The sequence below is a fragment of the Priestia sp. FSL R5-0597 genome (genome assembly GCF_038006305.1).
Lineage (GTDB): Bacteria > Bacillota > Bacilli > Bacillales > Bacillaceae_H > Priestia > Priestia zanthoxyli.
Genome location: NZ_JBBOUZ010000001.1, coordinates 2,947,553 through 2,973,186, shown reverse-complemented (window position 1 = coordinate 2,973,186; position 25,634 = coordinate 2,947,553). Strand labels below are relative to the sequence as shown.

Below are 25,634 nucleotides of genomic sequence, written 5' to 3'. Positions count from 1 at the left end.
GATCCCGCCAGAAATTGTGCCAATAGAAATAGATTTAATATAAACAGACATCCTTATTCAACCTCTCATCTAGTAAAAGAATTCAGTGTACCATAGTATATGACCAGCTTGTCATTTTTGTATAGACGAGTTTAAAAAATAGGTAAAAGCTTAGAAGTTCAGGTTGAGAAAGGAAATGGTGTAAAATAAGATAGAACTTTGAAGGTAAAGTGTTGATATCACCTATTAAAAGAAGTAGAAAGGAACTAAGATGAATACGCAAAAAGGAATTCATTTTTCATTTAAAAAATTATGGTTGCTAACGAACCCTCCGACAGGAAAGCTACTCATTTCGTTCATACTGGCCTTAATTAATACCGGAGCGTCGCTTTCTATTCCTCTTGTCATTAAAGAAGTGATGGAGAAAATTGCAGTAGGCGTCTCACCGCAGCTTATAGCAGGACTCCTTGGTTTATTTGCTGCTCAAATGGCAACAAGCGCAGTATCTCTTTATCTCCTTGCTCAAGTAGGCCAAGGTGTTGTAAAAGAACTCAGACATAAAGTGTGGAACAAGCTCATAAAGCTTCCGGTTTCATTTTACGACCAAAATCGTTCCGGTGAAATGGTAAGCCGCATTACAAATGATACAACCATTGTGATGAACTTATTGTCAACAGAAATGATTGACTTTGTTAAAAATATTTTATCTATTATCGTTGCCATTGTTATTTTATTTACGCTTGATGTACCCATGACGCTCATTTTATTAGCGGTTATTCCCGTTATGTTTGTACTGGTTATGCCGCTAGCGAGAAAAATACATAAAATTTCACGTGAGCAGCAGGATAAAATGTCCAAGCTTACAGCTTTTTTAGCTCAAATGCTGAGTGAAATCCGCTTTATTAAAGTATCCGGTTCAGAGAAAAAAGAAGTTGATTCCGGCTTACAATCGTTTCAGTCACTCTACCTCTTCGGTGTAAAGAGAGCTAAAATTGAAGCTATCATTACACCGATTATTAGCACGGTGATGACCGCTGTTATGATTGCCATCGTCGGGTTTGGTGCATACCGGGTGAGTGAGGGATTTATCACTGCAGGAGAGCTGGTGGCTTTTGTTCTTTACCTTTTTCAAATTATGGTTCCGGTTGGTTCACTTACCCGATTTGTTACGAGCTTTCAGCAAACTAAAGGAGCTTCAGAAAGAATCTTTGATATATTAGCTGAGAAAGAAGAGAACTATGAAAATGGAGAAGTGCTTGAACAGGTAGGGAGTTTAAGGTTCGATAAAGTTGCTTTTCAATATGAAGATAAACCCGTATTGCAGGAAGTTTCATTTTCTGCTAAAAAAGGAGAAGTTACCGCTTTTGTTGGACCTAGCGGAGCTGGAAAATCTACTGTTTTTTCTCTTATCGAACGCTTTTATGAGCCTTCATCGGGTCACATATTCTTGGATGGAACAGACAGTCAAAACGTCAACTTACGTTCGTGGCGTCACCTGTTTAGCTATGTTCAGCAAGATTCTCCGATTTTAGCAGGAACAATTCGAGAAAATCTCATTTACGGATTAGAGCGGCATGTGACGGATGAAGAAATAGAAGAAGCAGCAAAGTTAGCGAATGCTCATCATTTCATTCAGTCCTTTGAAGCTCAATATGAAACAATGATTGGAGAAAGAGGTATTAATCTCTCAGGAGGACAGCGACAGCGTATTGCAATTGCCCGAGCGCTGTTACGAAATCCTCAGTTTTTATTACTGGACGAAGCGACAGCTAGCTTGGACTCCGAGTCAGAAAAGCTTGTGCAAGAGTCATTGGAGACAGTAATGAAAGAACGCACATCACTCGTCATTGCCCATCGTCTATCTACGGTCATTAATGCAGACCAAATTGTTGTAATAGAAGAAGGGCAAGTTACAGGAAGCGGAACGCATAAAGAGCTGTTAGCCTCTCATTCTTTTTACCGGCGTTTGGTAGAGCAGCAGTTTCAAACATCCCTATAGAACAAACAAAAAAAGACTGCTTTCGAGCAGTCTTTTTTTAGTTTATTTATTTAGCTTTTTAACTAATTCATCACCCATTAACTCAGAAGAAAAAGGATCTCGGCTTGTGACAATTTGATCATTTGCCCAAACAGCATATGCTTTTTTATCCATCTCAGGGATGTAATTAGCCACTTCACGAAGTTCTTGTTCTAAACTGTATGGTAAAAAGGGAAGTACTTCTTCCGGTTCAATTTCATCAGGATAACCGGTTACGTCTAGTCCTTTAATTAAAAGTTCATCATCGGATCCTTTCAAGAAAGCAAACACAGAAGGTCCGTGACACTCAGCTGCTAAAATACCTCCGTTGTCGTACACTTTGTTCATAAGTGCATGCAAGTCCACATTTTTTGCTAAGTCAAACATAGCGCCGTGGCCGCCTACTACTAAGATAACGTCATAGTTCTCAGCATCTACTTCTTCAAGTTTCATTGTCTGATCCGCTCTTCCTGACTCATATAATTTCTTATACGTTCCGTCTGGATCAAAGTCTTCTGAAATACTTCGAACGTCTAGTTCCGGCTTACCTCCAAAAGGTGAGGCTAAGTCAACGGTGTGTCCTGCGTTCTCAAGCTTTTGCAGCGGAGCAAATAATTCTTCTGCCCACCAACCTGTGTGATAATCTTTCTCTTCGTATCCGCTTGATAATACAGCTAACACTCTTGCCATGTTTATACCTCCTAAATGATGTAAAACGTATAGTGATACATATCATGTATTCATTGTGAACTGTACCCTATATAAAAAAACTTTAAACAATGGCAAGTTATGAAAAGGTAGCGTGAATCATAAACAAAACCAAAAAAGAGATAGCAAATTTAAGATGCCACTTTTTATCTGTACGCTTATAGCGCTTCACGCCCATCACGAGCAGACAAGCTAGAACAGCCATCGTGATAATTCCTGAAAAGTACGTAAAATTTGCTTGAAATCCTTTTATCAAAGCCATATAACCATGTAAAATAATCAAAGCAGTTGATATAAGGGCAACGGGAACGTGCCACTGACGAACGTACTTGGCTAAAAACTGAATAAGCGGTTTTAACTCAAACTTTCCTTTTTTAATTTGCGATATCGGTTTCCATTTTAATAATAAAAAGATAGGATAAATAGCTAAAGCTGCAAAGAAACCAATTCGTGCGATAGAACCAAGCTCTTTAAAATTCCCTTCGTATATTTTAGAATCAAGCGGAAGGGAATGTTTATAAATAGGGACGTAAATAAGCCCTGCTACAACTAGTAAAAAAGAGATAGTAAAGATAAAGATCACTTTTTTACGCTCACTTTTATTTTTGATTAACGTCTGTAGCCATGATTTTTTAGCTGGAGATTTAGCGGAATTCATTTTCTTCCTCCTTGGAAAAAACTAGTTAGTATCAGTATGAACTTTTTTTCTTAAAAAATCTTTAAAAATCCTTCTTTTTTAAAAAAATTCATTTTTTTCTTTGCAATACGCGTTATAGTTAAACAAAGGGTTTAAAAAGGAGATGAATACATGAAAAAAAGAATAAGTATATCTATAATCAGTCTTTGTTTACTTTTAACAGCCTGTGGTCAGGAACCTGCTCAAAGCACAAATGCTGAGCAGCCAAAACCGTTGGACGTAAACCTTCAAGGCCCAGAGAAGTTACAGAAAAATGAAAACGGTATCTACAAAGCCGAAGTTACATATGGAGACGAAAAAGTAAAAAATGATGACGTTGAAATGATTGAATTTGAAATAGAGAAAAAAGATGGCGAAGGGAAAGGGAAGATGTTAAAGCCTAAACAAATAGGAAAAGGTGTATATGAGATACAAACATCTTTCTCTGAGCCTGGCACATATACCGTGCAGTCACATGTTTCTGCAAAAGGGACGCATAACATGCCTCTTATAACCGTTACGGTTAAATAAAAGAAGTCAAGGATGCTAATTCCTTGGCTTCTTTTCGTTTAGTATGTCCATTAAATTCCCATTCTACAAGGGGAAAAGGTTATTTGGAATAGGATGATGTTTTCTATCATCAATTAAAGTAATGCACTGAGCCAGCTGTTCAATCCCTCGTTTGATCGTATTCTTATTTACTTGTGAGATGCTTAATCGGAGAAGCGTGTCTCGTTTATATTCTGGTAAAAAAAATCTAGAAGCATCATCAACATATATGTGCTGCTCGTTTAGCATGTGGACGATCTGTTTTGCTTTCACATGCTCAGGCAAACTAATGGATAAATAGAATCCTGAAGGCGGCTTAGAAAAATGTGTATGAGCGGGCAGCAGTGAATCACATGCTTCTACAAGAGTTTGCATTTTGGTATGGTATACCTCTTTTATCTTTTTAAGATGACTAGTAAACATGCCGCTTTTTAAATAAATTTCAAGAGCGCCTTGGGAAAGCGCTGAACTATTAAAATCTGAACTGAATTTATATCGTAAAAAGTTGCTATTCATTAACGAAGGAAGCACGATAGCAGCAATGCGTAACCCAGGAAGAAAAATTTTTGAAAAGCTTTTAATATAAATGACTCGTCCAGAAGGATTAAAAGAAAATAAAGGATCTGATTTTGCATCGGGATCAAGGTCGCCCAAAAAGTCATCCTCGACTATATATACATCGTATTTTTCGGCCAGCTCCACGATTTTTTTCTTCTCGAAATTTGTATAACAATGTCCAAGAGGATTATGGAATCTTGGAATAATATAGAAAAATTTTATGTCATTATTTCGAAAAATGTACTCCAAACGATCAAGATCAATCCCTTCCATCGATAGCTCGATCCCAAAAGTAGTAGCTTGGTGCAGGGTAAGAGACTCGATAAAACCGAAATAAGTGGGCTGTTCAATCAGGATATTATTTTTTCCATTTGGAAATGGCATAGAAACTAATAAGTGAAGAGCTTGCTGAGACCCAGATACAACAACTAACCTTTCAGCTTGAGTGAACACCTGTAGGCTCTGCAAGTGTTTCACTAACTGTACCCGCAATGAGTAAGAGCCTTGTTGATCAGAGTATGTAAAAAGCTCTTCTTTGTAGTGTTCAATTGCTTGGTTTATACAATGCTGAAATTCAAGATAAGGCATAACGTTTTTATCTGGACCAGCAGACAAGAAATCAATCACTTCATTTTCATTCGTCCTATGTTGAAATTCTGCCACAACGTAGTAGCCGCTTTTAGGAACAGAATAAATTAAATGCTCTTTTTCTAATTCGCTGTACGCTTTAATAACGGTATTCTTGCTGCACGAAAAATGGTGGGAGAGTCGGCGAACAGAAGGGAGTTTACCACCTGCAATAAGCGATCCATTTGCTAGGCCAAGCTTAATTTCTTCCATGATTTTTAGATATTTCAAACTCATAGGTCCTACTCCTTTAATTTGTACCCGTACAGTTAGGTAAAAGAATGATTTATTTTACTAGTTGTCCTGCGCTATCCTTTTAATTATATCAGAACTTTTTTTAGAAAAATGGTACAGTTCTGAAAAATAAAAAGACAGGGGTAGGGTAAGATGCAAAAAGAAACGAGAGAGAAAATCGGCTTATTGTTAGGGGTAGTAGGCGTTATCTGTTTTAGCTTAACCCTTCCTTCTACAAGTGTTGCAGTCGAGTATTTCGGAACGACAGTCGCCGGTTTAGGAAGAACAGCTATAGCTGCTATCTTAGTAGCTGTGATATTGATTGTACGAAAAGAAAAATTTCCTTCTCTTCGCCAATTTAAAAGTCTGCTGATCGTTGCTTTAGGCGCAGTTTTAGGGTTTCCTCTGCTCACCTCCTGGGCAATGAAATCATTGCCTGTTTCTCACGGAGCGGTTGAACTCGCTCTTTTACCATTAGCCACAGCCGGTTTTGCGATGTTTAGAGGAGGTGAACGTCCTTCTTTCAAATTCTGGATATCAAGCATGATTGGTTCTGCAGCTGTTATCGTGTATGCTCTTCACCTCGGATTTGGTCAACTGCAGTTTGCCGATGCCGCTCTACTAGCAGCGGTGCTGATACTTGGACTGAGCTACGCAGAAGGAGGGGTGTTAGCAAGAGAATTAGGCAGCTGGCAGGTAATTGCTTGGGCCATTATCATCGGTGCGCCATTTTTTATGATTCCAGTGGGACTAAGCATTACAGCTGAAATGCTTCATGCGCCTTTAAAAGCGTGGGTTAGTTTGATTTATCTATCAGTCGTGAGTCAATTTTTAGCATACGTTGCTTGGTACAGCGGAATGGCTATGGGGGGAATAGCCAGAGTTAGCCAGGTTCAATATTTGCAGCCATTTTTAATGATTCTGTTTGCAGCTCTATTTCTAGGCGAATCAATTACACTTTTTACTCTTGCTATAGCAATAATTGTTGTCTTTTCGGTTGTGCTAGGCAAAAACGCCTCGGTATCAAAAAAAGACGTGCATCCCGAGAAAATGATGAATAAAGACGCTTAACTAATATGTGAATTTGTTACATTAAAACAACATGCTCTATTTCCTTTAGCAATCGGCAGGTTCATTCAGTCTCCTGTTTTTCTATGTAAGTTTCAAGAGCCAAAAGATAAGAAATGAATGAATTTCCTATGTAAAAAAGGTATATAACGGTTTTTTTCACATAGGTTGAACATTATACAAGAACTTGTACACCGAAAAAATACAATTAGACAAATAATTCGTATTGGGCTTGTCATATACATAGAGAGAAGAGGTAGTGATGAAAAAGGACGGGAGATAGAGGAGATAACGAGATGAACACTTTTTTGAAAGGAACGTTTATTCTAGCAGGTGCTGCCTTTGCAGGAGAGTTAATTGAATTTCTTGTAAATATGGTACTTGCTAGAGAATTAGGAAGGGAAGGCATGGGCATGTACATGACTGTTCTTCCTATCATTTTTCTTATTGCCACCGTAGCCAACTTAGAACTGCCTATTTCTATTTCTAAATTTCTTGCTGAACATCATCGCAAAGAACATCAGCATATGATGAAGCATGCCACCATTTTTGCGACTGCTGTGAGCTTGGGGATCTTTTTTATTACACTGGCCGTATTAGCAGCCTTTCCATTTTTCAGTCACTATCATCCTTACTTGAAATGGGTTGTACTATGTTTCATTCCAGTTGTTTCATTTTCAGCGGTGCTTCGTGGATATTTTACGGGTAAAAATAATATGACGACCATCGCTGTGTCTAATTTTATTCGCAAAGCCTTTCAGCTAACTATTTTATTTGTTGTTTTTCAAATGTTCGCTTTCACAGATGTTAAAATGTCTCTGTTTATTGCGATTTGTACACTGATTGGAACCGAAGCTGTTATTTTGCTTTATTTTTTTATCACGTATGTTACTCAGTTAAGTGTTTTATCAAGAGGGCACAGGCCTCTGCTTTCTCCAAGTGAGATTCGGAAAAAGCTGTTAGGCGTCTCACTTCCGACCACGGGACTGCGTTTATTTAATGCGGTATGTAATGCTATTCAGCCGTTTTTAATCAAACACGCGCTCGTTTTATCGGGCATGACGTTAACCGGGGCAACGCAGCATTTTGGTATGCTAACAGGGGTAGCGATGTCGATCGGCTTTTTTCCGGCTTTCTTTGCTCACTCTCTTTTAGTAGCACTCATACCTGCTGTATCTGAAGCTCATGCGAAAAATCAGGAAGAACAGCTTCAAAGACTTTTGACTCAAAGTATGCAAATGACATTTTTATATGGGATTCCGTCTATAGTGGCGATGTATTTCTTTGCTGAGCCGCTTACTAACTTGTTTTTTCATTCTACAGAAGCCGTGTACTATCTAAAGGCTTTATGGCCGTATTTTCTTTTTCACTTCTTTGCCGTCCCGCTTCAAGCTTATTTAATTGGACTCGGCTATGTAAAAGATGCTTTTTATCATACGATTTGGTCTCATATTGTCTCTTTTTCCCTGATGTTTTTCTTAGGATCACAAACAAATATTGGCATGCAGGGAATTATTATCGGGATGAACTGTGGCGTGGTTGTTTTGACCGTTCTGCATTATGTAACGATTTGCAAAGTCATTAACGTTTCCTTTTTTTCACTTAAGCATAAAACGCATTTATCTTAAAAAAACCTCCAACAGTGAAGTTGGAGGTTTTTTGGTTACCAGTTATTCATAATTGAGCTAAACAGTGTAGCAGGGTCTTGTCCGCCGCCGCCTGATAAGTATTTCGTTGTTTGCGTAGAATTAGCATTATCAAAGCCAGCGTGGATAGAAACGACTGCATCATCGGTATACCCGACAAACCAAGCATCTTTGACGTCGTTGGTTGTACCGGTTTTACCTGCAGCATCTCGTGAAGAACGAGCGTTAACACCTGTTCCATAGCTTTTTTCAATTACGTCTTGCAGCATGGATGTCATTGTATCCGCATTTTCTTCACTCATTACTCGCTCTGTCTGAATGTCTGGCTTTTTCACTTCACCGTCGCGCATCTCAATTTTTCGAATTGCGTACGGCTTAGTCATGACGCCTTTGTTAGCGAAGGTTGTATATCCTTGTGCTAACTGAAGGGGAGAGAACGTTGTCGTCGTTCCTCCAAGAGCAAGTCCTAATTTTGACTTATCGTCATCTTCAAGAGGAAGTCCAGCTTTTTCCATGAATTTTACGCTTGTATCAATACCAATTTGTTTTAAAAGCCAAACAGCTGGAACGTTAAGTGAACGAGTAAGTGCTTCACGCATTGTCACATGCTTTTGATATTCACCTTCTGCGTTTTTAGGGCTATATCCACCGCCAAAGTCTTGTCGTTCGTCACTTAAGAGTGAAGTTGGTGTATAATCTCCAGTTTCTAGTGCTGGACCGTATACGGCTAAAGGCTTAATAGCTGAACCAAGCTGATAGCCGCTTGTAGCACGGTTTAAGCCGTTTCGTTCATAGCTGCGTCCTCCATACATCGCTGAAATCCCGCCTGTTTTAGGGTTGACAGCTGAAATCCCAACCTCTACTTTGCTGTTGATGTCATCATCTCGGAACGTATGATTTGCTACAGAGTTATTAATCGATTCCTGTAAATTAGGATCTAAATCTGTATAGATGGCATAACCACCCTTATAAAGGTCATCAGCAGATACGCCATATTGTTGAGCAGCTTCTTTAATTACATAATCAATAAATGCTTGATTTGAGTTCGGTTTTTTAACCGGAATACTAGGCTCGACTACGCGTTCGTTTAACGCTTGCTGATACTGAGTATCGCTAATAACGTTTTGGTCATGCATCAGTTTCAATACAACGTTTCGTCGGGCTGTTGCTTTTTCTGTACTATTGCTTGGTGAATACGTACTCGGCGCTTTTGGGAGTCCTGCTAAAAGCGCAGCTTCGCCTACGGTTAAATCTGATACAGGCTTATTAAAATAAATCTGAGAAGCTGCACCAATACCGTATACACCGCTTCCGAAATAAATTTGATTTAAATATAATTCCAAAATTTGATCTTTTGTAAATTGTCTTTCTAAGCCTAGTGATAGAAACATTTCATCTACTTTACGTTTAATGGTCTTATCACTAGATAAGTAAAGATTTCTTGCTAACTGCTGTGTAATGGTACTTGCGCCTTCAGCTTTACTCATTGTTACAATGTTCTTAAAAAGGGCGCGGCCAATACCTTGTAAATCAATCCCAAAATGCTTGTAAAAGCGACGGTCTTCCGTTGCAACAAACGCCATTTTTACATAATCGGGAATTTCATTGCTCGAAACATTTTGACGGGGAACGGTTTTATACAATTCGTCAATCTTACGGTCATTTTTGTCATAGACTACCGTACTTTGAACCGACTGCAGTTTCGAGTAAGATAAATCAGCCGTTTGCTGAAATTGCTTTAATACATAGGTAACTCCTAGCATTACAATTAAAACAACGACTAAAAAGGCTAAAATAAATTTCCTCATGTTGGTTCACTCCACTAAGTAATAATTCCATGTTCACACATAGCTACATTCTTCGTCTTTACAAGGTCGTTATGTAAAGAATGCTGAAGTTTGTTGACCCATTCAATCTTTTAACAAAGAGATGGGTGATAAAGTATTAACGTTTAAAAGCTGACGCGCTAAGTTTAATAAAGGCTATTATTCAAGTGCAGGTAAGTTTTTAGGGTATAAGATGATTGACATAAATAGCTCTTTACGCAGTTATTTTTTGCTTACTCGCAGATGCTTCGTTTTTTTATTAAACTGAAACAAAGTGAAATACAATCATCTGAACTTAGTTTACCCATAAATTTGTGTTTGTCAAATAAAGTCGTATAAAGCACCATTCGGGGCTTTGTTCCCCTTTATGAAAAACCAAGGGGGTATTTTACGTTCTGTTTCTCATAGAAAAAAGTTGTTATAACACGTATAAGAAATACGATTTAGTACGCTCGGGTATAAATGCTGATATCTGTTGAAAGTAACGAAATAAAGAAAAAATTAACTAATTTATCAGACTAGGGCACTTTTTATACGAAGGAGGACGGGCGAGTTTTAATTATTATCCACCTTTTGACGGGAGCACTTAGATAAAAGTGGAATATTTCTTTACCCGCTGTAAGTCAAACGAATTAAATACCTAGCTGCATATGAGCAATGGCCATATGAAGTTATTCAGTATTATGTGATACTGCCAGCAAAACATACAGGTATTTCTTTGACAGTAGTTCCTTTACAAATGCTTCGAAAGTTCTTATAATAAAATTATCTTTAATTCGAGATATTTAAAAGGAGTGGATATACGTGAAACATATTTTTAAAAAAGGAACGGACGAGACGAAACCGACTTTATTGCTGTTGCATGGTACAGGAGGTACAGAACAAGATCTGCTCCCTGTTGCAGATATGATTGATTCCTCTTGCTCCGTATTATCTGTAAGAGGAAATGTACTAGAAAACGGAATGCCCCGTTTCTTTAGACGTTTACAAGAAGGAATATTTGATATAGAAGATTTAATTGAACGTACAAAAGAACTTCATCAATTTTTAGATGAAGCGGCTGAAACATATTCATTCGACCGACACAACATCGTAGCTGTAGGCTACTCAAATGGTGCCAATATTGCAGGAAGTTTGCTGTTTCATTATGAGAATTCTTTAAAAGGGGCGGCTCTTCTTCATCCGATGGTTCCAAGAAGAGGAATTGAAGTGCCTAAGACCGACGCCTCTATCTTTATCGGCGCAGGTACAAACGATCCTATTTGCCCAGCATCAGAAACGGAAGAACTTTCTGCTCTTTTAGAAAAAGCCGGAGCGGACGTACAGGTCCATTGGGAATCATTTGGACATCAGTTAACACGAACAGAAATTGAAGCAGCTGAAAAATGGTATCGGTCAAAATTTTAATTTCAAAACTTTCCGCACTCGTGCGGGAAGTTTTTTTATTTTCAAAAAACAAGGACAGTTATCATACAAAAGATAGATATAAATGGTAAAAAGTACTTTTTTTACTGAATGAAGGGAAATTTTATGATATCATTTTATTTCCGGTATATCCTTGCAGAACAGCTATTTTTAGGTAAAGTATCAAATTATTTTAAAATTCCTGGCTTCTATCACAAAAAAATGAAACCAAAGTCTGAGTAAACCGTTATAATAAATGCAGGATTTAAATTCAAAAGGATGGTTAAAAGCATATGACTCGTTTTTTTATTGTTTTACTTTTCGTTCTAATGGTTATATGTGTATATACCATTATTTCGCAAAACCTTTACCGTCGCTATCATTCATCAGTCATAATAAAAGGGGCAAAAAAGCATAAAATAGCTATAACATTTGACGATGGGCCTCATCCTGTTTATACGCCAAAAATTTTGGACTTGTTCAAACTGCATGAAATGAAAGCTACTTTTTTTATTGTGGGAGAACTAGGGGAAAAACACCCGTCTATTTTAAACAGGATGATTGATGAAGGACATGAAGTAGCTATACATCATCATCGTCACGTGAGTGCATGGACGCAAACACCTTGGCAATTAAAAAGACACATTCATCAATGTGCACAGGTTATAGAGAAAGTAACAGATCAAAAGCCGCTTTTTTATCGTCCGCCGTGGGGACATTTAAATATGAGCAGTTTATTAATGGCCAAGCCATATCATCTCGTGATCTGGACAGGAATCTTTCAGGATTGGACACTAAAAACAACGAAAACGGCATTAGTTCAAAAACTAATGCGTAAAGTAGAAGATGGAGCCATTTTTGTTTTACACGATAATGGAGATACCCCGGGAGCAGATGAAAAAGCACCTGAAATGACGATTGCGGCGTTAGAAGAATTTTTACCTTACTTAAAACAGCAAGGGTATGAAAGTATAACCATGCAGCAATTGATGAATCAATCGTAAATAGAGGAGCGAGCAGTGGACTTAACAATTATTTCTCAGTATATACATTCCTATGGTTATATTGTTATTTTACTTGTACTTTTTTGTGGGATCGTTGGAATTCCAGCGCCTGAAGAATCATTTTTAATATTATTAGGCATGTTTATTGCCAAACATCAGCTGAACTTATACGAATCATCTCTTTTTGCTTTTTTAGGTGTTATAACTGGAATGCTTACTGCTTACGGGCTAGGAAGGTATGCAGGAACCCCATTTTTTGATAAATACGGAAAATACGTAGGGTTAACCAAAGAGAAAATTGAAGCGGCAAGCGGCAGCTACCATAAATATGGGATATGGACCATTTTATTTGGTTTATATATTCCAGGCTTACGTCAAATTAGCCCATATATGGCAGGAATAAGTCGCTATCCGTTTTTGCTTTATTTGCTGTTATCGGTGGTAGGCAGTCTAGTATGGGTCCTTTCTTTTCTCGTTCTAGGTTACTATGTAGGAGACCGGATTCATATTTCGTATATCATTATGGGAGCTGTAGCTTTTTTTGTTATTTATTTACTTATAAAAAGAAAAAGAAACCGAAAACGTCTTGAGAGGAGGGATGGTCAATGAGGAAGGTTCTGTTCTTGCCGCTTTTTCAGATGCCATCTGGTCATCACCAAGTAGCAGACGCCGTTATGGATGCCATCATGGAACGTTTTTCTCACGTTATTTGTCAAAAAATTGATTGTTTAAGCTATTGGAGCAAACCGCTTGAACAAATGATTTCATCGATATACATGAAATGGATTTCTGTTTTTCCAAAGCAGTTTGAAAAATTTTATTACGGGCATGTATACAAAAAAAACGACCATACGATGGATGATTTTGTCGTGAAAAAGTGGCCGATTATCGAATATCATATGAAGAAATTAATTGATGCAGAGCAGCCCGACGTCATTGTTTGCACACACAGCTTTCCTTCCTGTGTATTAAGCGGCTTAAAAGAAAAAGGAATCATTGATCTTCCTATTATAAACGTATACACCGACTTCTTAGTAAGCGACGTATGGGGTAAAAATGGAATCGAGCTTCACTGCGTGCCTGATCAGGATACGAAAGCATTTCTACAAAACGTTCACGGTGTAAAAGAGTCTTCTATTTATGTAACGGGCATTCCCGTTCATAAAGCGTTTTTAAAAAGACGGATTGACCATCTCATGCCACAGAAGCATATCCTGATTGCCGGCGGAAATTCGGGCCTTGGGAATGTACGCAAAATGCTTCAGCAGCTTCCGCAAAACTGTACGTATATGTATTATGTGCTGTGTGGAAAAAATAAAAAGTTGTATCAAGAACTAGTGAAACTAAACCACCCGAAAGTTAAAGCGGTCCCGTATGTAAAATCAAGAGAGAAAATGAATGATTTATATGAAGGAGCAGATGCCATTGTCACAAAAGCAGGAGGCGTTACAATTAGCGAAGCCCTTCATAAGAGACTACCTATTTTTATTCATTCATCTCTTCCCGGTCAAGAACAAATTAACATTGAATATCTAAAAGAAAAAGAGCTGCTGATACCGCTTAATGATGCTGAAGCCTTTGAACAGCAGCTTAAGAACATTTTAGAAAATGATGTGAAACGAAACCGGTTGATAAAACGAATGGACGAATATGTAGACAGCTTAGAAGTAAAAGTAGATCGCGTGCTTGCAGATCACTTTAAGCTGTATCGATATGAGACAAGTCAAAATCAATTTTAAGCAGAACATTGGTTATTTCTTTTTACATTCGATAAACTAACTGTAGATATAACATCTGTAGAAGGTTAAATGAAGTAAAAGGAGATTATAATATGAACTCAGTTATTGAAACGATTTTAAATCATCGTTCTATTCGCAAATATGAAGACAAACCATTGTCGGAAGAGCAAATTCAGACGATTGTAGAAAGCGCACAGGCAGCTTCCACATCAAGCTATATTCAAGCGTACTCCATTATTGGAGTAAAAGATAAAGAAACGAAGCGAAAGCTTGCCCAATTAGCAGGAAATCAGCCTTACGTAGAAACAAATGGACACTTCTTTGTATTTTGCGCTGACTTTCATCGTCATGATGTCATTGCAGAAATGGAGAAAAAAGATTTATCGACAGCGCTCGAAAGCACAGAGCAGTTCATGGTAGCTATTATTGACGTTGCCCTTGCTGCGCAAAATGCAACGCTTGCTGCTGAATCAATGGGACTTGGAGCTTGTTATATTGGCGGTTTGCGTAACGAATTAGAAGAAGTAAGCAAATTGTTAAAACTGCCTCATCATGTAATCCCGTTATTTGGTCTAACGGTTGGACATCCAGCGGGTATGACGGATAAAAAGCCGCGCTTACCATTTAAACATGTGTATCATGAAGAAACATATGAGCCAAACCATGAGCAGACGAAAAAAGAATTAACGACGTATAACGAAGAAATTTCTGCTTATTACAACGAACGAACAAATGGCAAACGCCAAGACACATGGACTGGTCAAATGGCTGAAATGCTTTCCAATCCTAAGCGTATGTATATGAAAGAATTTGTTGAAAAGCAAGGATTTAATAAGAAATAAAAAGGCTGGGACACAAGTAGTTTAGCCGAATTGAAAAGCGAACCGCTCATCAGAATCTTTGATGAGCGGTTCGCTTTTTTTGTTATGGTGAACATAGGTTTCATTTATGTAGTTTCTTCTAGCAGTTGACTGGATTCATTTCCAACCTCTTTTTTGTTACGAAAAAACTTAATATACCCGTTAAAGGGTCAATAAAAAAGAAGAGGCATAGCCAGCAATGATAGAGAAATTTAACTATTTTGGTTAAAACAACAATAAAAAGCAGTAAAAAGTAGAAACGTTTCATCATATAGCCAAATTATCAGAAATATTACGTTTAAACGTTCCTTTTTGTTAAGTTTTGTAATAAAAGTAGCATGGCTCTGTAACGGCTGTGAAATGTGAGGATGATATCATTCAATCATTGAGTAAATAAGGAGGTATTCGTAATGAAAAAATTTATATTTACTCTAGGAACAACAGCAATCCTTTCAGCGGGATTTGTAGGTGCAGCTTCTGCTTCTACAAGCGGAACGTATCACGTAGAAAAAGGTGATACGTTATGGAAAGTCGCTCAAAAGCACAGCGTGAGCGTAGACGAGCTAAAAGATGCAAATAACTTAACATCTAATATTATTTATCCAAATCAAGAATTAAACGTAGCTACTATAAAAGAAATGACGCACAAAGTTCAGCAAGGAAATACATTATGGTCCATCAGTCAGCAATACGGCGTGACGGTAGATCAAATTAAAGAATGGAACGGACTGAAGTCAGATTTAATTTATCCTGGCGAACAACTAAAAATTCAGTCTCCAAACGGCCAAGCTCAGCAATCAAGCCCTTCAGTAGCCCAAGCTGCTCCAGAAACTCAGCAAGCTCAAGCGCCGGCTGAACAAACTCAAGAAGAACAGCAGCAAGCTCAAGCTGAACAAGCTCAAAAAGAACAGCAGCAAGCTCAAGCTGAACAAGCTCAAAAAGAGCAGCAGCAAGCTCAAGCTGAACAAGCTCAAAAAGAACAGCAGCAAGCTCAAGCTGAACAAGCTCAAAAAGAACAGCAGCAAGCTCAAGCTGAACAAGCTCAAAAAGAGCAGCAGCAAGCTCAAGCTGAACAAGCTCAAAAACAACAGCAGCAAGCTCAAGCTGAACAAGCTCAAAAAGAATCGCTCAAAAAGAAGCAAGCTCACAAAAACAACAACAACCTGCTGAATCGTCACAACAAGCCAGCGGCAAATCAATGACAGTTGAAGCAACTGCCTATACGGCTAATTGTGCTGGATGTAGCGGTACAACTGCTACAGGAGTGGATTTAAAAGCAAATCCAAACCAAAAAGTAATCGCTGTTGATCCTAGTGTTATTCCGTTAGGTTCGAAAGTTTATGTAGAAGGCTATGGTGAAGCTGTAGCTGCCGATACAGGTGGAGCAATTAAAGGCAATCGAATCGATGTATTCGTTCCTTCTGAAAGTGATGCTCAACAGTTCGGAAGAAAATCTGTTAAAATCACGGTTATGAACTAAGAAGTTCTTTATAAAATTGCTAGTCTAGTATAGAAATACATAGCTAGTAAAACAAAAGAGGTGCCTTATGGCACCTCTTTTTACTTTATAATACGCTTTGCGCCCGCATAGCTGTTTTTCCAGTACGCTGTTGAAAGTGATTGCGTTTTAACGCCTTTGCTGCTGACATAAATGAATTCTTGTTTGTCTAGGTAAATTCCTACGACTGAAACGGATTTGCCGTTTTTAAAGAAAACTAAATCTCCAGCCTGCAGACTGTTTTGCTTTACGTCCGTTCCGCTTTTATACTGATCTGCTACTGTACGGGGGATAGAAATAGTTGAACCCGCGTTTTTATATACATACTGTGTGTACCCTGATACATCAAAACCTTTTGGTGTCGTGCCTCCATATTTATATGGCTTTCCAATTAGCGTTTTGGCATACGATACGATTTGCTGCTGTTTTGCACTAACAGAAGTTTGGGGTGCTGGAGCCGGCGCAGGTGCGCTTGTACTTTTCACTTTCAGCACTTGTCCAACTTTTAGCGCATCTGTTTTTAAATTGTTTAATTTTTTTAATTCAGCTACCGTCATGCCGTACTTTTTAGCGACTGCTGTCAGCGTGTCTCCCTTTTTCACCGTGTAGGTGCCATTGTTATCAGCCGGTGTAGATGGAGCTGTTGGTGAAGGTTGAATATCTTCATCAAGCAAATAACTCATATTTGCGCTAAACGTTACTTTTCGCTTCGTTTTATAGCTCTTCGCTTTTTGCTGAAATTGCGTATTGTATGCGTTGATTTCTTTTTCAAAATTTGCAGAGATCTTATTAAATTCCGCGTCACTTACATCTCCATACGCATAGTCTTCAAGATCTACAATGTAATTGTAAAGAGCAATTAAGCTGTCATATAAATACCCTTGAAGCTGATCAGCTTCTGAATTAAGATGATTCATCGCGTAATTTTTATCAGTCTTTGTTAGAAACTGGTCAATTTGATCCGCAAGCTGATCATATGCCGCTAACGCTTTTTCGTCATCTTTTATTCCTTCAATTTCTTTTAGCTTTTTTTCTACAGTTTTATAAAATGGTGCGTAATAATCTGCTAGCGAATTAACGTCTTTTTGATAAACGCTCACAGAAGAAGCAGCATAAGCAGAGTGGCTAAAAACAGGCGTTGTCACCGATGCTCCTACTAAAACGGATGCTGCTATAAATGGTACAAGTAGTTTCTCTTTTTTCATTTGTAAAGTCCCCCAAATATCCAAATAATAGTATAGCAGATAGATTATACTATATTAGGTTATAAAAGAACTAGTACTTTTCCTTTAATTTCATATTTTTTAGCAGTTTGCGTACCTGATAGAAGATAATCTAAGGAACAAAGGAAATATGTGATACAATGTACAAATATTCAGTTAAAAAGGAAGTGTACGATATGCAACAATTTATCAAAGAAATAGCGCGCGGAAAAAGAGGATCAACTGACTTAACGTATGAACAAGCAAAAGAAGCAGCTCGCTTAATCGCTTCTGGACAAGCTACGGATGCTCAGATTGCTGCTTTTTTTATTGCGGAACGCATTAAAACCGAAAATGCAGATGAACTATTGGGATTCGTTCATGCTTTTCGTGAAAAAACAAAAGAGATACCGCTGTCTCAGCCGTTAAAAGATAAATCAATTGATTTTGCAAGCCCTTATGCAGGGAGAAATTCATTTTTTGCGACCATTCCTGTATCGATTTTATTAGCTGAAAGAGGTGTGCCAGCTTTTTTACACTGTACAGAAGCGCTTTCTCCAAAGTTTGGAACAACGATTGAAGATGTACTTCATTCATTACAGATCCCTCAAGCTCAAACGATTGAAGACATCGGTCATACGTTAGAAACATTAAAAATTGGCTTTGTAAATGCTGAAACAATCTCTTATCCTCTTAGTCGCATCAAACAAATTCGTCATGAAATTGGCGTAAGAACACTAATTAATACGGTTGAAAAACTATTAAATTTATCAAATGCTTCTTCTTTAATGATGGGCGCTTTTCACCGCACGGCTATTAACAAAATTGTGCCCATTTTTGCTTCGCTCCCGTTTAAACATGTATACGTGGTGCAAGGTATAGAAGGATCTGAAGATGTACCTGTACATAGAAGCAGCTTTGTTTTTACTATCTCAGAAGGAGAGATGGAGTCGTTTATTGTCAATCCAAAAGAATACGGACTGTTTGTGGAAGAAGAACACTTTGAAAAGAAAATAAGTGTTGAAAAACAAGCGGAATATGTGGCGCGCATTTTGGAGGGTGAATCTTCTTCCGAACTGACTTATGTCTATAATCAAGTAGTATTAAACGCCGGCTTGCGCTATTATTTATTTGGCTATGAAACTTCTATTGAAGAAGGAGTAGACTATGCAAAACGTCAGCTAGCTGAAGGTCTGGGTTGGAAACACCTGCAGAAATGGAAAACACAAGTGATTTCAGAAGAGTAAAAGGTGAGCAAATATGCTCATCTTTTTTTATCGAAAGATATAAATCCTTTGTTTTTTATCAGAAAATTTAATATAATTAGTTGTGTATTTGTGTTAGAAAATATCACATTTGATGTTAACAAGAAAATAGATTAGCAGAAAGGAAGCTTTCATTGAAACTTACGTCGAGAGAACAAGAAAAATTAATGATTGTCGTAGCTGCAGACTTAGCAAGACGCCGTCAGACAAGAGGATTAAAACTTAACTATCCCGAGGCAGTAGCGATCATTACATATGAAATTATGGAAGGAGCTCGCGATGGCAAGACGGTAGCACAGCTAATGCGAGAAGGTACCAAGATTTTAAAACGAGAAGATGTAATGGAAGGTATTCCGGAAATGATTCATGATATTCAAGTAGAAGCTACCTTTCCAGACGGAACCAAGCTCGTCACTGTTCACGATCCAATTCGTTAAGAGGAGGGAAAAATATGATTCCAGGGGAATACGTCTTAAAAAAAGAACCCATCACATGTAATAACAGAAAGCAATCGATTAGCGTGACTGTAATCAATAGAGGCGACCGCCCTGTTCAAGTAGGTTCACATTTTCATTTTTTTGAAGTGAATGCCGCGCTCGAATTCCCCCGCGAAGCTGCGCTTGGCTATCATTTAAATATTCCAGCCGGTACAGCCGTTCGCTTTGAGCCAGGTGATGCAAAAGAAGTAGAGCTGGTTGCTTTCTCCGGAACAAGAGAAATTTACGGTCTGAACAATAAAACAAACAGATCGCTTTCTGATAGAAAGGAAGATGCATAAGATGAGTTTTCAAATGTCGCGACGTCAGTATGCAGATATGTTTGGACCAACCGTTGGAGATGCTGTTCGTTTAGCAGACACAGAGCTATTTATTGAAATTGAAAAAGATTTCACAACCTACGGAGATGAAGTGAAGTTTGGCGGAGGAAAAGTGATTCGTGACGGAATGGGGCAGCACCCTCTTGCAACGCGAAGTGAAGCAGCGGACTTAGTGTTGACAAATGCCATTATCGTTGATTATACAGGCATATATAAAGCAGATATTGGAATAAAAGATGGACTCATTCAAACTATTGGAAAAGCGGGTAATCCGCTGTTGATGGATGAAGTAGACATCATCATTGGTGCGAGTACGGAAGTAATTGCAGCTGAAGGGAAAATTGTAACCGCCGGCGGTATTGATGCGCATATTCATTTCATTTGTCCGCAGCAAATTGAAACCGCCCTTGCCTCTGGCGTGACAACGATGATTGGAGGAGGAACAGGACCTGCTACAGGAACAAAGGCTACCACTTGTACACCCGGAGCGTGGCATATCGAACGAATGCTTGAAGCCGCTGAAGCATTTCCGATGAATATTGGCTTTTTAGGAAAAGGAAATGCAAGTGCGAAAGAGCCTTTAATTGAACAAATTAAAGCAGGAGCAATTGGACTAAAGCTTCACGAAGACTGGGGAACCACGGCATCTGCCATCGACACAAGCCTGCAAGTAGCAGACGAGTACGATGTTCAAATTGCGATTCATACAGATACTTTAAATGAAGGCGGCTTTGTTGAAGATACGATTGCAGCAATTGGTGATCGAGTCATTCATACCTACCATACTGAAGGAGCTGGAGGCGGGCATGCACCTGATATTATGGAAATGGCAAGCTTTCCAAACGTGCTTCCATCATCAACTAATCCAACAAGACCCTATACGGTCAACACGCTTGAAGAGCATTTAGATATGCTCATGGTATGTCATCATCTTGATCCTGCTGTACCAGAAGACATCGCTTTTGCTGATTCCCGCATTCGCAAAGAAACGATTGCAGCTGAAGATATTTTACACGATTTAGGTGTATTCAGTATGATTTCTTCAGATTCTCAAGCAATGGGACGTGTAGGAGAAGTGATTACACGAACGTGGCAAACAGCTGATAAGATGAAAAAGCAGCGAGGAAAAATTGATGGTGACAGCGAAGTCGGCGATAACGCACGTGTCAAACGCTATGTAGCTAAATATACGATTAATCCAGCTATCGCTCATGGAATTTCCGAATACGTAGGATCGGTAGAAACAGGGAAAATAGCTGACTTAGTCCTATGGGAGCCAGCGTTTTTTGGAATAAAGCCTGACTTGATTGTAAAAGGCGGTTTAATTGCTCACAGCTTAATGGGAGACCCTAACGCTTCAATTCCAACCCCACAGCCGGTCTTATATCGTCCGATGTTTGCTTCTTATGGAAAAGCAAGAGCTAAAACCTCCGTTACGTTTGTGTCAAAAGCAGCGTATGAGAACAAAGTGGGCGAAAAACTAGGGTTACAAAAGCTGCTTAAACCAGTAAAAGATATTCGTCAGTTAAAAAAAACAGATATGAAGTTAAATGGAGAAATGCCTAAGATTGAAGTTGATCCCCAAACGTACGAAGTAAAAATAGATGGACAAATGATTACATGTGAAGCGGCAGAAGTTGTGCCTATGGCGCAGCGATACTTTTTATTTTGAGGTGAAAAAATGGTAATCGAAAAAATTATCGGAAATATAGCAACATTAGAAAAACGAGCTCCACATATAGAAAAGGTATATATCGAAAGTGATCACTTAGTAAAACGCGTTCAGCGCGTTGTAACAGATCACGGTAAGGAACTCGGAATTCGTCTGAAAGAAAACCGCGAGTTAGTTGATGGCGATGTACTATTTATGGATGAAAGCAATATGATTGTTGTGCAAGTTCTGGCAGACGATATTTTGACCATTCAGCCGATTGATATTCAGCAGATGGGAGAAATTGCTCATCAGCTTGGGAACCGCCATTTGCCGGCGCAGTTTGAAGGTGGAGACATGCTTGTACAGTACGATTATTTAGTCGAAGAATTGCTTCAGCAGCTCAACATTCCCTATAAGCGCGAAAAAAGAAAAGTAAAACAAGCTTTTAAGCATATCGGACATAGTCATGACTAATTCATTGCTTTCGCTGATTCAACTATGTGATTCAAATTTCCCATCGGGTGCATTTTCGCATTCGTTTGGTTTTGAAACGTATATTCAGCGAAATCAAATTTACGACACAGAAACCTTTCAAGAAGCGCTTCGTACATACCTTGATGTTCAGCTGACGTATACGGACGGCTTAGCATGCAGGCTGGCTTATGAGTATGCTGTTCGTGACCAGTTTAACGAAATTATGAGAATTGATCATGAACTATACGCTCTTGCTTTGTCAAAAGAAACAAGAGAAGGGACAAGACGGGTGGGCCAGCGCATGTTAAAGCTTTGCTTAGAGTTATTTCAAGGCTCTTATTTAGAAAAGTATATGAGTGAAGTAAAAGCAAAGAAGGCGTACGGACATCCTGCTGTTGTATTTGCATTAGCCAGCCTGCAATTAAACATTACAAAAGAAGAGGCAATTTCAAGTCATTTGTACGCTAGCATCTCTTCATTAATTCAAAATGCTGTTCGCGGCATACCAATCGGCCAAACCGATGGGCAAAAAACGCTCGTTCTTTTTCAGCCGCTGCTGCAGCAAGCGCTTCAGCATATTTTGCAAGCAGATCAAGAGGAATTTGGTGCCGTGACACCAGGGTTAGAAATTGCTCAAATGCAGCATGAACAACTGCATGTTCGATTGTTCATGTCATAAAAAAGGAGGGAAGGCCTTCGAATGATGAAGGCATAAAAAATGGATGCAATTAAAATTGGAATTGGTGGACCTGTTGGTGCAGGAAAAACAATGTTAGTAGAACGATTAACGCGTGCGCTAGAAGGGCAGCTCAGTATGGCAGTCATTACAAACGATATTTATACAAAAGAAGATGCACAGTTTCTAGTAAAAAACAGTATTTTGCCAGAAAATCGTATCGTAGGAGTAGAAACAGGAGGATGTCCTCATACAGCTATTCGAGAAGATGCATCCATGAACTTTGCTGCAATTGATGAGTTAGTGGAACGTCACCCCGATGTTGAACTTATTTTTGTAGAAAGCGGAGGAGATAATTTAGCCGCAACGTTTAGCCCAGAGCTCGTTGATTTTTCAATTTATATCATCGATGTAGCACAAGGAGAAAAAATCCCGCGTAAAGGCGGTCAAGGAATGATTAAATCTGATTTATTCATTATCAACAAAACAGATTTAGCCCCATATGTAGGAGCCAGTTTAGAAGTAATGGAAAAAGATACAATCCAAGCGAGAGGGCACAAGCCTTTTGTTTTCACCAATTTAAAAGAAGATAAAGGGCTCAATCAAGTGATAGAATGGATCAAAAAAGAGGCCTTTTTAATCGGCCTTGAATCATGAGCTACACGGGTTATTTAGAGCTTCGTGCAGAAAGAAACAGTGAGCGAACGGTTATTAAAGATACTTATCATTACGGGGCTTTCAAAGTTGCCAGACCTATTTACATGACTCCTGAATCACCTTTTGTTTATATGCTTCACGTAGGCGGGGGATACGTGAGCGGAGACAAATACAAAACGATGATAACGGTCGAGAAAAATGCTCAGCTGACTGCTACTACTCAATCTGCGACAAAGGTGTACAAAACACCGAACGCAGCTGTTTTACAAGAAACGTGCATAACCCTTGAAGAACAATCCATCATGGAATATATACCAGACCCGCTTATTTTGTATGAAAATGCTGCATTTGTCCAAGAAATAACGGTTCATATGGCAGAAAACGCTGCTTTGTTTATGTGTGACAGCATCACCCCGGGGTGGTCGCCGGATGGGCAGCTGTTTCAATATACCTCTATGCGTTCCAAGCTGAAACTGTATGTAAACAAGCAGCTGAAGGTATACGATCACTTATACTTGAAGCCAGAAAACCATCTGCGCGGCATGATGAAAATGGAAGGGTATACTCATTTTGGATCAATTATTATTGTTCATCCAAACGCCGACGACGCATTTATAGCGAAAGTACATCAGCTGTGCGAAGAGGCAGGCTGTAAAGCAGGAGCTTCCGCACTTCCGATTTCCGGATGTGCTATTCGAATACTAGCTGCTAGTACACAAGAAGTGGAAGAGATAATCGTCAAAGTATACGGATTGTTCCGGCAGGAGTTATTAAAAGCTGAAGTATCACTTTTGCGTAAGTATTAAAGTGCCTGTACAAAAGTATAGTAGTTAAAGAAAAATCCGAACGAGCTGAACTCTTGATAGAGAATCAAATTCGTTCGGATTTTTTATTGGTAGGGTGAACGTAGGTTTCCCGTATGTAGTTCGTTCTAGCCGTTGATTAGAGGACAAAGCGAAGTCTTGCACAGAAATCAACAGCTGTGGAACAAGCAGTCCAGATCATTTATCCTACTTATTCGTCTTTAGATTGAATTATTTTCATTATGTTTTATTCTCTGTTAGAACCACAGACTAAATAATCCGTCGCTTACACCTAAATTATACATATAATAGAGGCCAAATATAATGCTGACAGCACCTGTTACCTGCATCAAACAGCGGTTTAACGTCACTTGCTTTTTAGTTGTAACGAATGGAATTCCAATAACCGTCGTAAATAACAGCATGCCAAGACAAGTGCCGATTCCAAAAATGATAATGTACAGCGCACCTTGCCATACGTGAGTAACGGTGCTCATCGTTACTACAACCATCGCTGCGCTTCCGGCCAGTCCATGAACAAAGCCAATGCCTAATGACTTTAAGTAAGACGTTTTTTCGTGATGCGTATGCACTTGTTTTTTGTAAGACAGAAACGATGTAAAACCGAGATAAACGAGCATAATGCCCACTAAAAATTCAAGTGACATGCTCATACGTTCAGAAATACTGCTTTTTAACACTATTAAAACCATGCCAAAAATAAACAGCGTAAGCGTATGACCAATCCCCCAGTATACTCCTGCAAGCGAAGAGCGCCACAGCTTTTTACTTTTTGAAGCAATGGTTGATACAGCGATAATGTGATCTGGTTCTAGAGCATGCTTGATTCCTAAAAAAAATCCTAGTATTAAAATTGAAAAAAAACTTGTTTCCATGTCAGCTTTCTCATCCTTTCGTACGTATAAAACTAGTATATCGCACGCTTTTGTTTTAATAAACAGAAAATTCTAAACGAAAATGTCTGGTTGAATAGCTAAAACATTTATCAATTTACAATAAGTTACAAATATTAAAGGAGATGTAGTATAAAAATTTTACATTTACAAAAACTATAAGTAAATTATTGTGAGGTTGATAACTATGGACAAAATTTCTACTGATATCATGCTGTGGAGTTCTTTTATACGTCAAAATGTTGGGATAGAACGTGACTAGACTAGAAGCTCTTTTATGGAGCATTGCGTTGCCAGGCTTTGGACAATTACTAAACAAAAAACATATAAAAGGAATTTTGTTTATTGTACTTGAATTTCTCATTAATATGGGCGCAAATTTTAATGAAGGCATTCGCTTAAGCTTTTTGGGGGAAACAAAGCAATCCCTCGAGGTAATGAACATGCAGTGGTTAATGTTTTATCCATGTTTATATTTTTTTGCAATTTGGGATGCTGTTAAAGAAGCAGAAAACGGCGCATCGAGATTTACATTTATTCCTTTTGTCTCCTGTGCTTATTTTGTTACAGTAGGCATTATGTATTCCTCAGTGACAACCATCAACGGTGTTTTTATAGGCCCAATTTGGCTCCCTATGCTGTCTGTTGTACCGGGACTGGTTATTGGACTCATTGCCAAAAAGCTATTAGAAGTGTATATACATAAGAAAAAATAAACGTCATTTCAATCTATACATCCGTAGATTTTAATGGACGTTTATTTTATTTTTGTTTATAAA

General features: G+C 38.5%; 24 protein-coding genes and 1 pseudogene. 19 read left to right on the top strand and 6 right to left on the bottom strand.

Translation table 11 applies throughout. The features are described from left to right. The first annotated feature begins 250 nt into the window (after positions 1-250). Positions 251-1,978 carry an ABC transporter ATP-binding protein gene (locus tag MKX72_RS15180; protein ID WP_155007979.1) on the top strand — a complete coding sequence of 576 codons (1,728 nt, stop codon included), beginning with the start codon at positions 251-253 and terminating at the stop codon, positions 1,976-1,978. Between the two features lie 42 nt (positions 1,979-2,020). Here the strand turns inward: MKX72_RS15180 and MKX72_RS15175 are convergent, their stop codons facing one another. Then, the gene (locus MKX72_RS15175) at positions 2,021-2,686 is read right to left on the bottom strand and encodes a type 1 glutamine amidotransferase domain-containing protein (protein WP_028412803.1); all 666 of its coding nucleotides are present in this window, start codon (positions 2,684-2,686) and stop codon (positions 2,021-2,023) included. 97 nt (positions 2,687-2,783) lie between these two features. After that, positions 2,784-3,362, bottom strand: a complete 579-nt coding sequence (locus MKX72_RS15170) for a hypothetical protein (protein ID WP_028412804.1) — start codon at positions 3,360-3,362, stop codon at positions 2,784-2,786. Positions 3,363-3,512: 150 nt separating this feature from the next. Here MKX72_RS15170 and MKX72_RS15165 point away from each other — a divergent pair, with 150 nt between their 5' ends. Then, complete coding sequence (locus MKX72_RS15165; protein WP_034270096.1) at positions 3,513-3,911, top strand: FixH family protein; 399 nt, start codon at positions 3,513-3,515, stop codon at positions 3,909-3,911. A 63-nt stretch (positions 3,912-3,974) separates the two neighbouring features. On the opposite strand, the gene MKX72_RS15160 is transcribed toward MKX72_RS15165, so the two are convergent. Beyond that, positions 3,975-5,351: an aminotransferase-like domain-containing protein gene (locus MKX72_RS15160; RefSeq protein ID WP_033579453.1), complete on the bottom strand. Its 1,377-nt coding sequence runs from the start codon at positions 5,349-5,351 to the stop codon at positions 3,975-3,977. 150 nt (positions 5,352-5,501) lie between these two features. On the opposite strand from MKX72_RS15160, the gene MKX72_RS15155 reads away from it, so the two are divergent. Both MKX72_RS15155 and MKX72_RS15150 read left to right on the top strand, forming a co-directional pair. After that, positions 5,502-6,419: a DMT family transporter gene (locus MKX72_RS15155; RefSeq protein ID WP_155007980.1), complete on the top strand. Its 918-nt coding sequence runs from the start codon at positions 5,502-5,504 to the stop codon at positions 6,417-6,419. A 293-nt stretch (positions 6,420-6,712) separates the two neighbouring features. Continuing rightward, a complete protein-coding gene (locus MKX72_RS15150) occupies positions 6,713-8,044 on the top strand; it encodes a polysaccharide biosynthesis protein (RefSeq protein ID WP_013057669.1) in 1,332 nt (443 codons plus the stop codon). 35 nt (positions 8,045-8,079) lie between these two features. On the opposite strand, the gene MKX72_RS15145 is transcribed toward MKX72_RS15150, so the two are convergent. Beyond that, entirely contained in the window at positions 8,080-9,870 is a 1,791-nt protein-coding gene (locus MKX72_RS15145) for a transglycosylase domain-containing protein (protein WP_034270090.1), read from the bottom strand. A gap of 822 nt (positions 9,871-10,692) precedes the next feature. Here MKX72_RS15145 and MKX72_RS15140 point away from each other — a divergent pair. From MKX72_RS15140 to MKX72_RS15115, 6 genes and pseudogenes are all read left to right on the top strand, one after another. Beyond that, a complete protein-coding gene (locus tag MKX72_RS15140) occupies positions 10,693-11,295 on the top strand; it encodes an alpha/beta hydrolase (protein ID WP_033579450.1) in 603 nt (200 codons plus the stop codon). Positions 11,296-11,585: 290 nt separating this feature from the next. Next, on the top strand, positions 11,586-12,296 hold the full coding sequence (locus MKX72_RS15135; protein WP_155007981.1) for a polysaccharide deacetylase family protein: 711 nt from the start codon (positions 11,586-11,588) through the stop codon (positions 12,294-12,296). A gap of 15 nt (positions 12,297-12,311) precedes the next feature. Next, positions 12,312-12,905: a DedA family protein gene (locus tag MKX72_RS15130; protein WP_028412811.1), complete on the top strand. Its 594-nt coding sequence runs from the start codon at positions 12,312-12,314 to the stop codon at positions 12,903-12,905. Further along, complete coding sequence (locus MKX72_RS15125) at positions 12,902-14,035, top strand: MGDG synthase family glycosyltransferase (protein WP_028412812.1); 1,134 nt, start codon at positions 12,902-12,904, stop codon at positions 14,033-14,035. The genes MKX72_RS15130 and MKX72_RS15125 overlap by 4 nt, the downstream gene beginning before the upstream one ends. A gap of 92 nt (positions 14,036-14,127) precedes the next feature. Further along, positions 14,128-14,877 (top strand): oxygen-insensitive NADPH nitroreductase, encoded by a 750-nt coding sequence (nfsA, locus tag MKX72_RS15120; RefSeq protein ID WP_028412813.1) that lies wholly within the window; start codon positions 14,128-14,130, stop codon positions 14,875-14,877. Between the two features lie 428 nt (positions 14,878-15,305). Next, positions 15,306-16,375, top strand: a pseudogene (locus MKX72_RS15115) (LysM peptidoglycan-binding domain-containing protein). Positions 16,376-16,455: 80 nt separating this feature from the next. Here MKX72_RS15115 and MKX72_RS15110 read toward each other — a convergent pair. Further along, positions 16,456-17,598, bottom strand: a complete 1,143-nt coding sequence (locus tag MKX72_RS15110) for a C40 family peptidase (protein WP_028412815.1) — start codon at positions 17,596-17,598, stop codon at positions 16,456-16,458. Positions 17,599-17,792: 194 nt separating this feature from the next. Between MKX72_RS15110 and MKX72_RS15105 the strand changes: the two genes are divergently transcribed. The 8 genes from MKX72_RS15105 to MKX72_RS15070 all read left to right on the top strand — a co-directional run bounded on the left by MKX72_RS15105 (position 17,793) and on the right by MKX72_RS15070 (position 23,944). Continuing rightward, positions 17,793-18,842, top strand: coding sequence for an anthranilate phosphoribosyltransferase (locus MKX72_RS15105; RefSeq protein ID WP_155007982.1), 1,050 nt, complete (start codon positions 17,793-17,795; stop codon positions 18,840-18,842). A 152-nt stretch (positions 18,843-18,994) separates the two neighbouring features. Further along, complete coding sequence (locus MKX72_RS15100; protein WP_013057659.1) at positions 18,995-19,297, top strand: urease subunit gamma; 303 nt, start codon at positions 18,995-18,997, stop codon at positions 19,295-19,297. 14 nt (positions 19,298-19,311) lie between these two features. Beyond that, on the top strand, positions 19,312-19,638 hold the full coding sequence (locus MKX72_RS15095; RefSeq protein WP_028412817.1) for an urease subunit beta: 327 nt from the start codon (positions 19,312-19,314) through the stop codon (positions 19,636-19,638). A 1-nt stretch (position 19,639) separates the two neighbouring features. After that, positions 19,640-21,349, top strand: a complete 1,710-nt coding sequence (gene ureC / locus MKX72_RS15090; RefSeq protein ID WP_028412818.1) for an urease subunit alpha — start codon at positions 19,640-19,642, stop codon at positions 21,347-21,349. 9 nt (positions 21,350-21,358) lie between these two features. After that, positions 21,359-21,805 (top strand): urease accessory protein UreE, encoded by a 447-nt coding sequence (ureE, locus tag MKX72_RS15085; RefSeq protein ID WP_028412819.1) that lies wholly within the window; start codon positions 21,359-21,361, stop codon positions 21,803-21,805. Beyond that, entirely contained in the window at positions 21,798-22,484 is a 687-nt protein-coding gene (locus MKX72_RS15080; RefSeq protein ID WP_155007983.1) for an urease accessory protein UreF, read from the top strand. The genes ureE and MKX72_RS15080 overlap by 8 nt, the downstream gene beginning before the upstream one ends. Positions 22,485-22,523: 39 nt before the next feature. Beyond that, on the top strand, positions 22,524-23,138 hold the full coding sequence (gene ureG, locus MKX72_RS15075) for an urease accessory protein UreG (protein ID WP_028412821.1): 615 nt from the start codon (positions 22,524-22,526) through the stop codon (positions 23,136-23,138). Continuing rightward, positions 23,135-23,944, top strand: coding sequence for an urease accessory protein UreD (locus MKX72_RS15070; RefSeq protein WP_048019020.1), 810 nt, complete (start codon positions 23,135-23,137; stop codon positions 23,942-23,944). Before ureG ends, MKX72_RS15070 begins: the two co-directional genes overlap by 4 nt. Before the next feature lie 254 nt (positions 23,945-24,198). On the opposite strand, the gene MKX72_RS15065 is transcribed toward MKX72_RS15070, so the two are convergent. Next, positions 24,199-24,837: a HoxN/HupN/NixA family nickel/cobalt transporter gene (locus MKX72_RS15065; RefSeq protein WP_155007984.1), complete on the bottom strand. Its 639-nt coding sequence runs from the start codon at positions 24,835-24,837 to the stop codon at positions 24,199-24,201. Between the two features lie 272 nt (positions 24,838-25,109). On the opposite strand from MKX72_RS15065, the gene MKX72_RS15060 reads away from it, so the two are divergent. After that, on the top strand, positions 25,110-25,571 hold the full coding sequence (locus tag MKX72_RS15060; RefSeq protein WP_033579442.1) for a hypothetical protein: 462 nt from the start codon (positions 25,110-25,112) through the stop codon (positions 25,569-25,571). Positions 25,572-25,634: the final 63 nt, after the last annotated feature.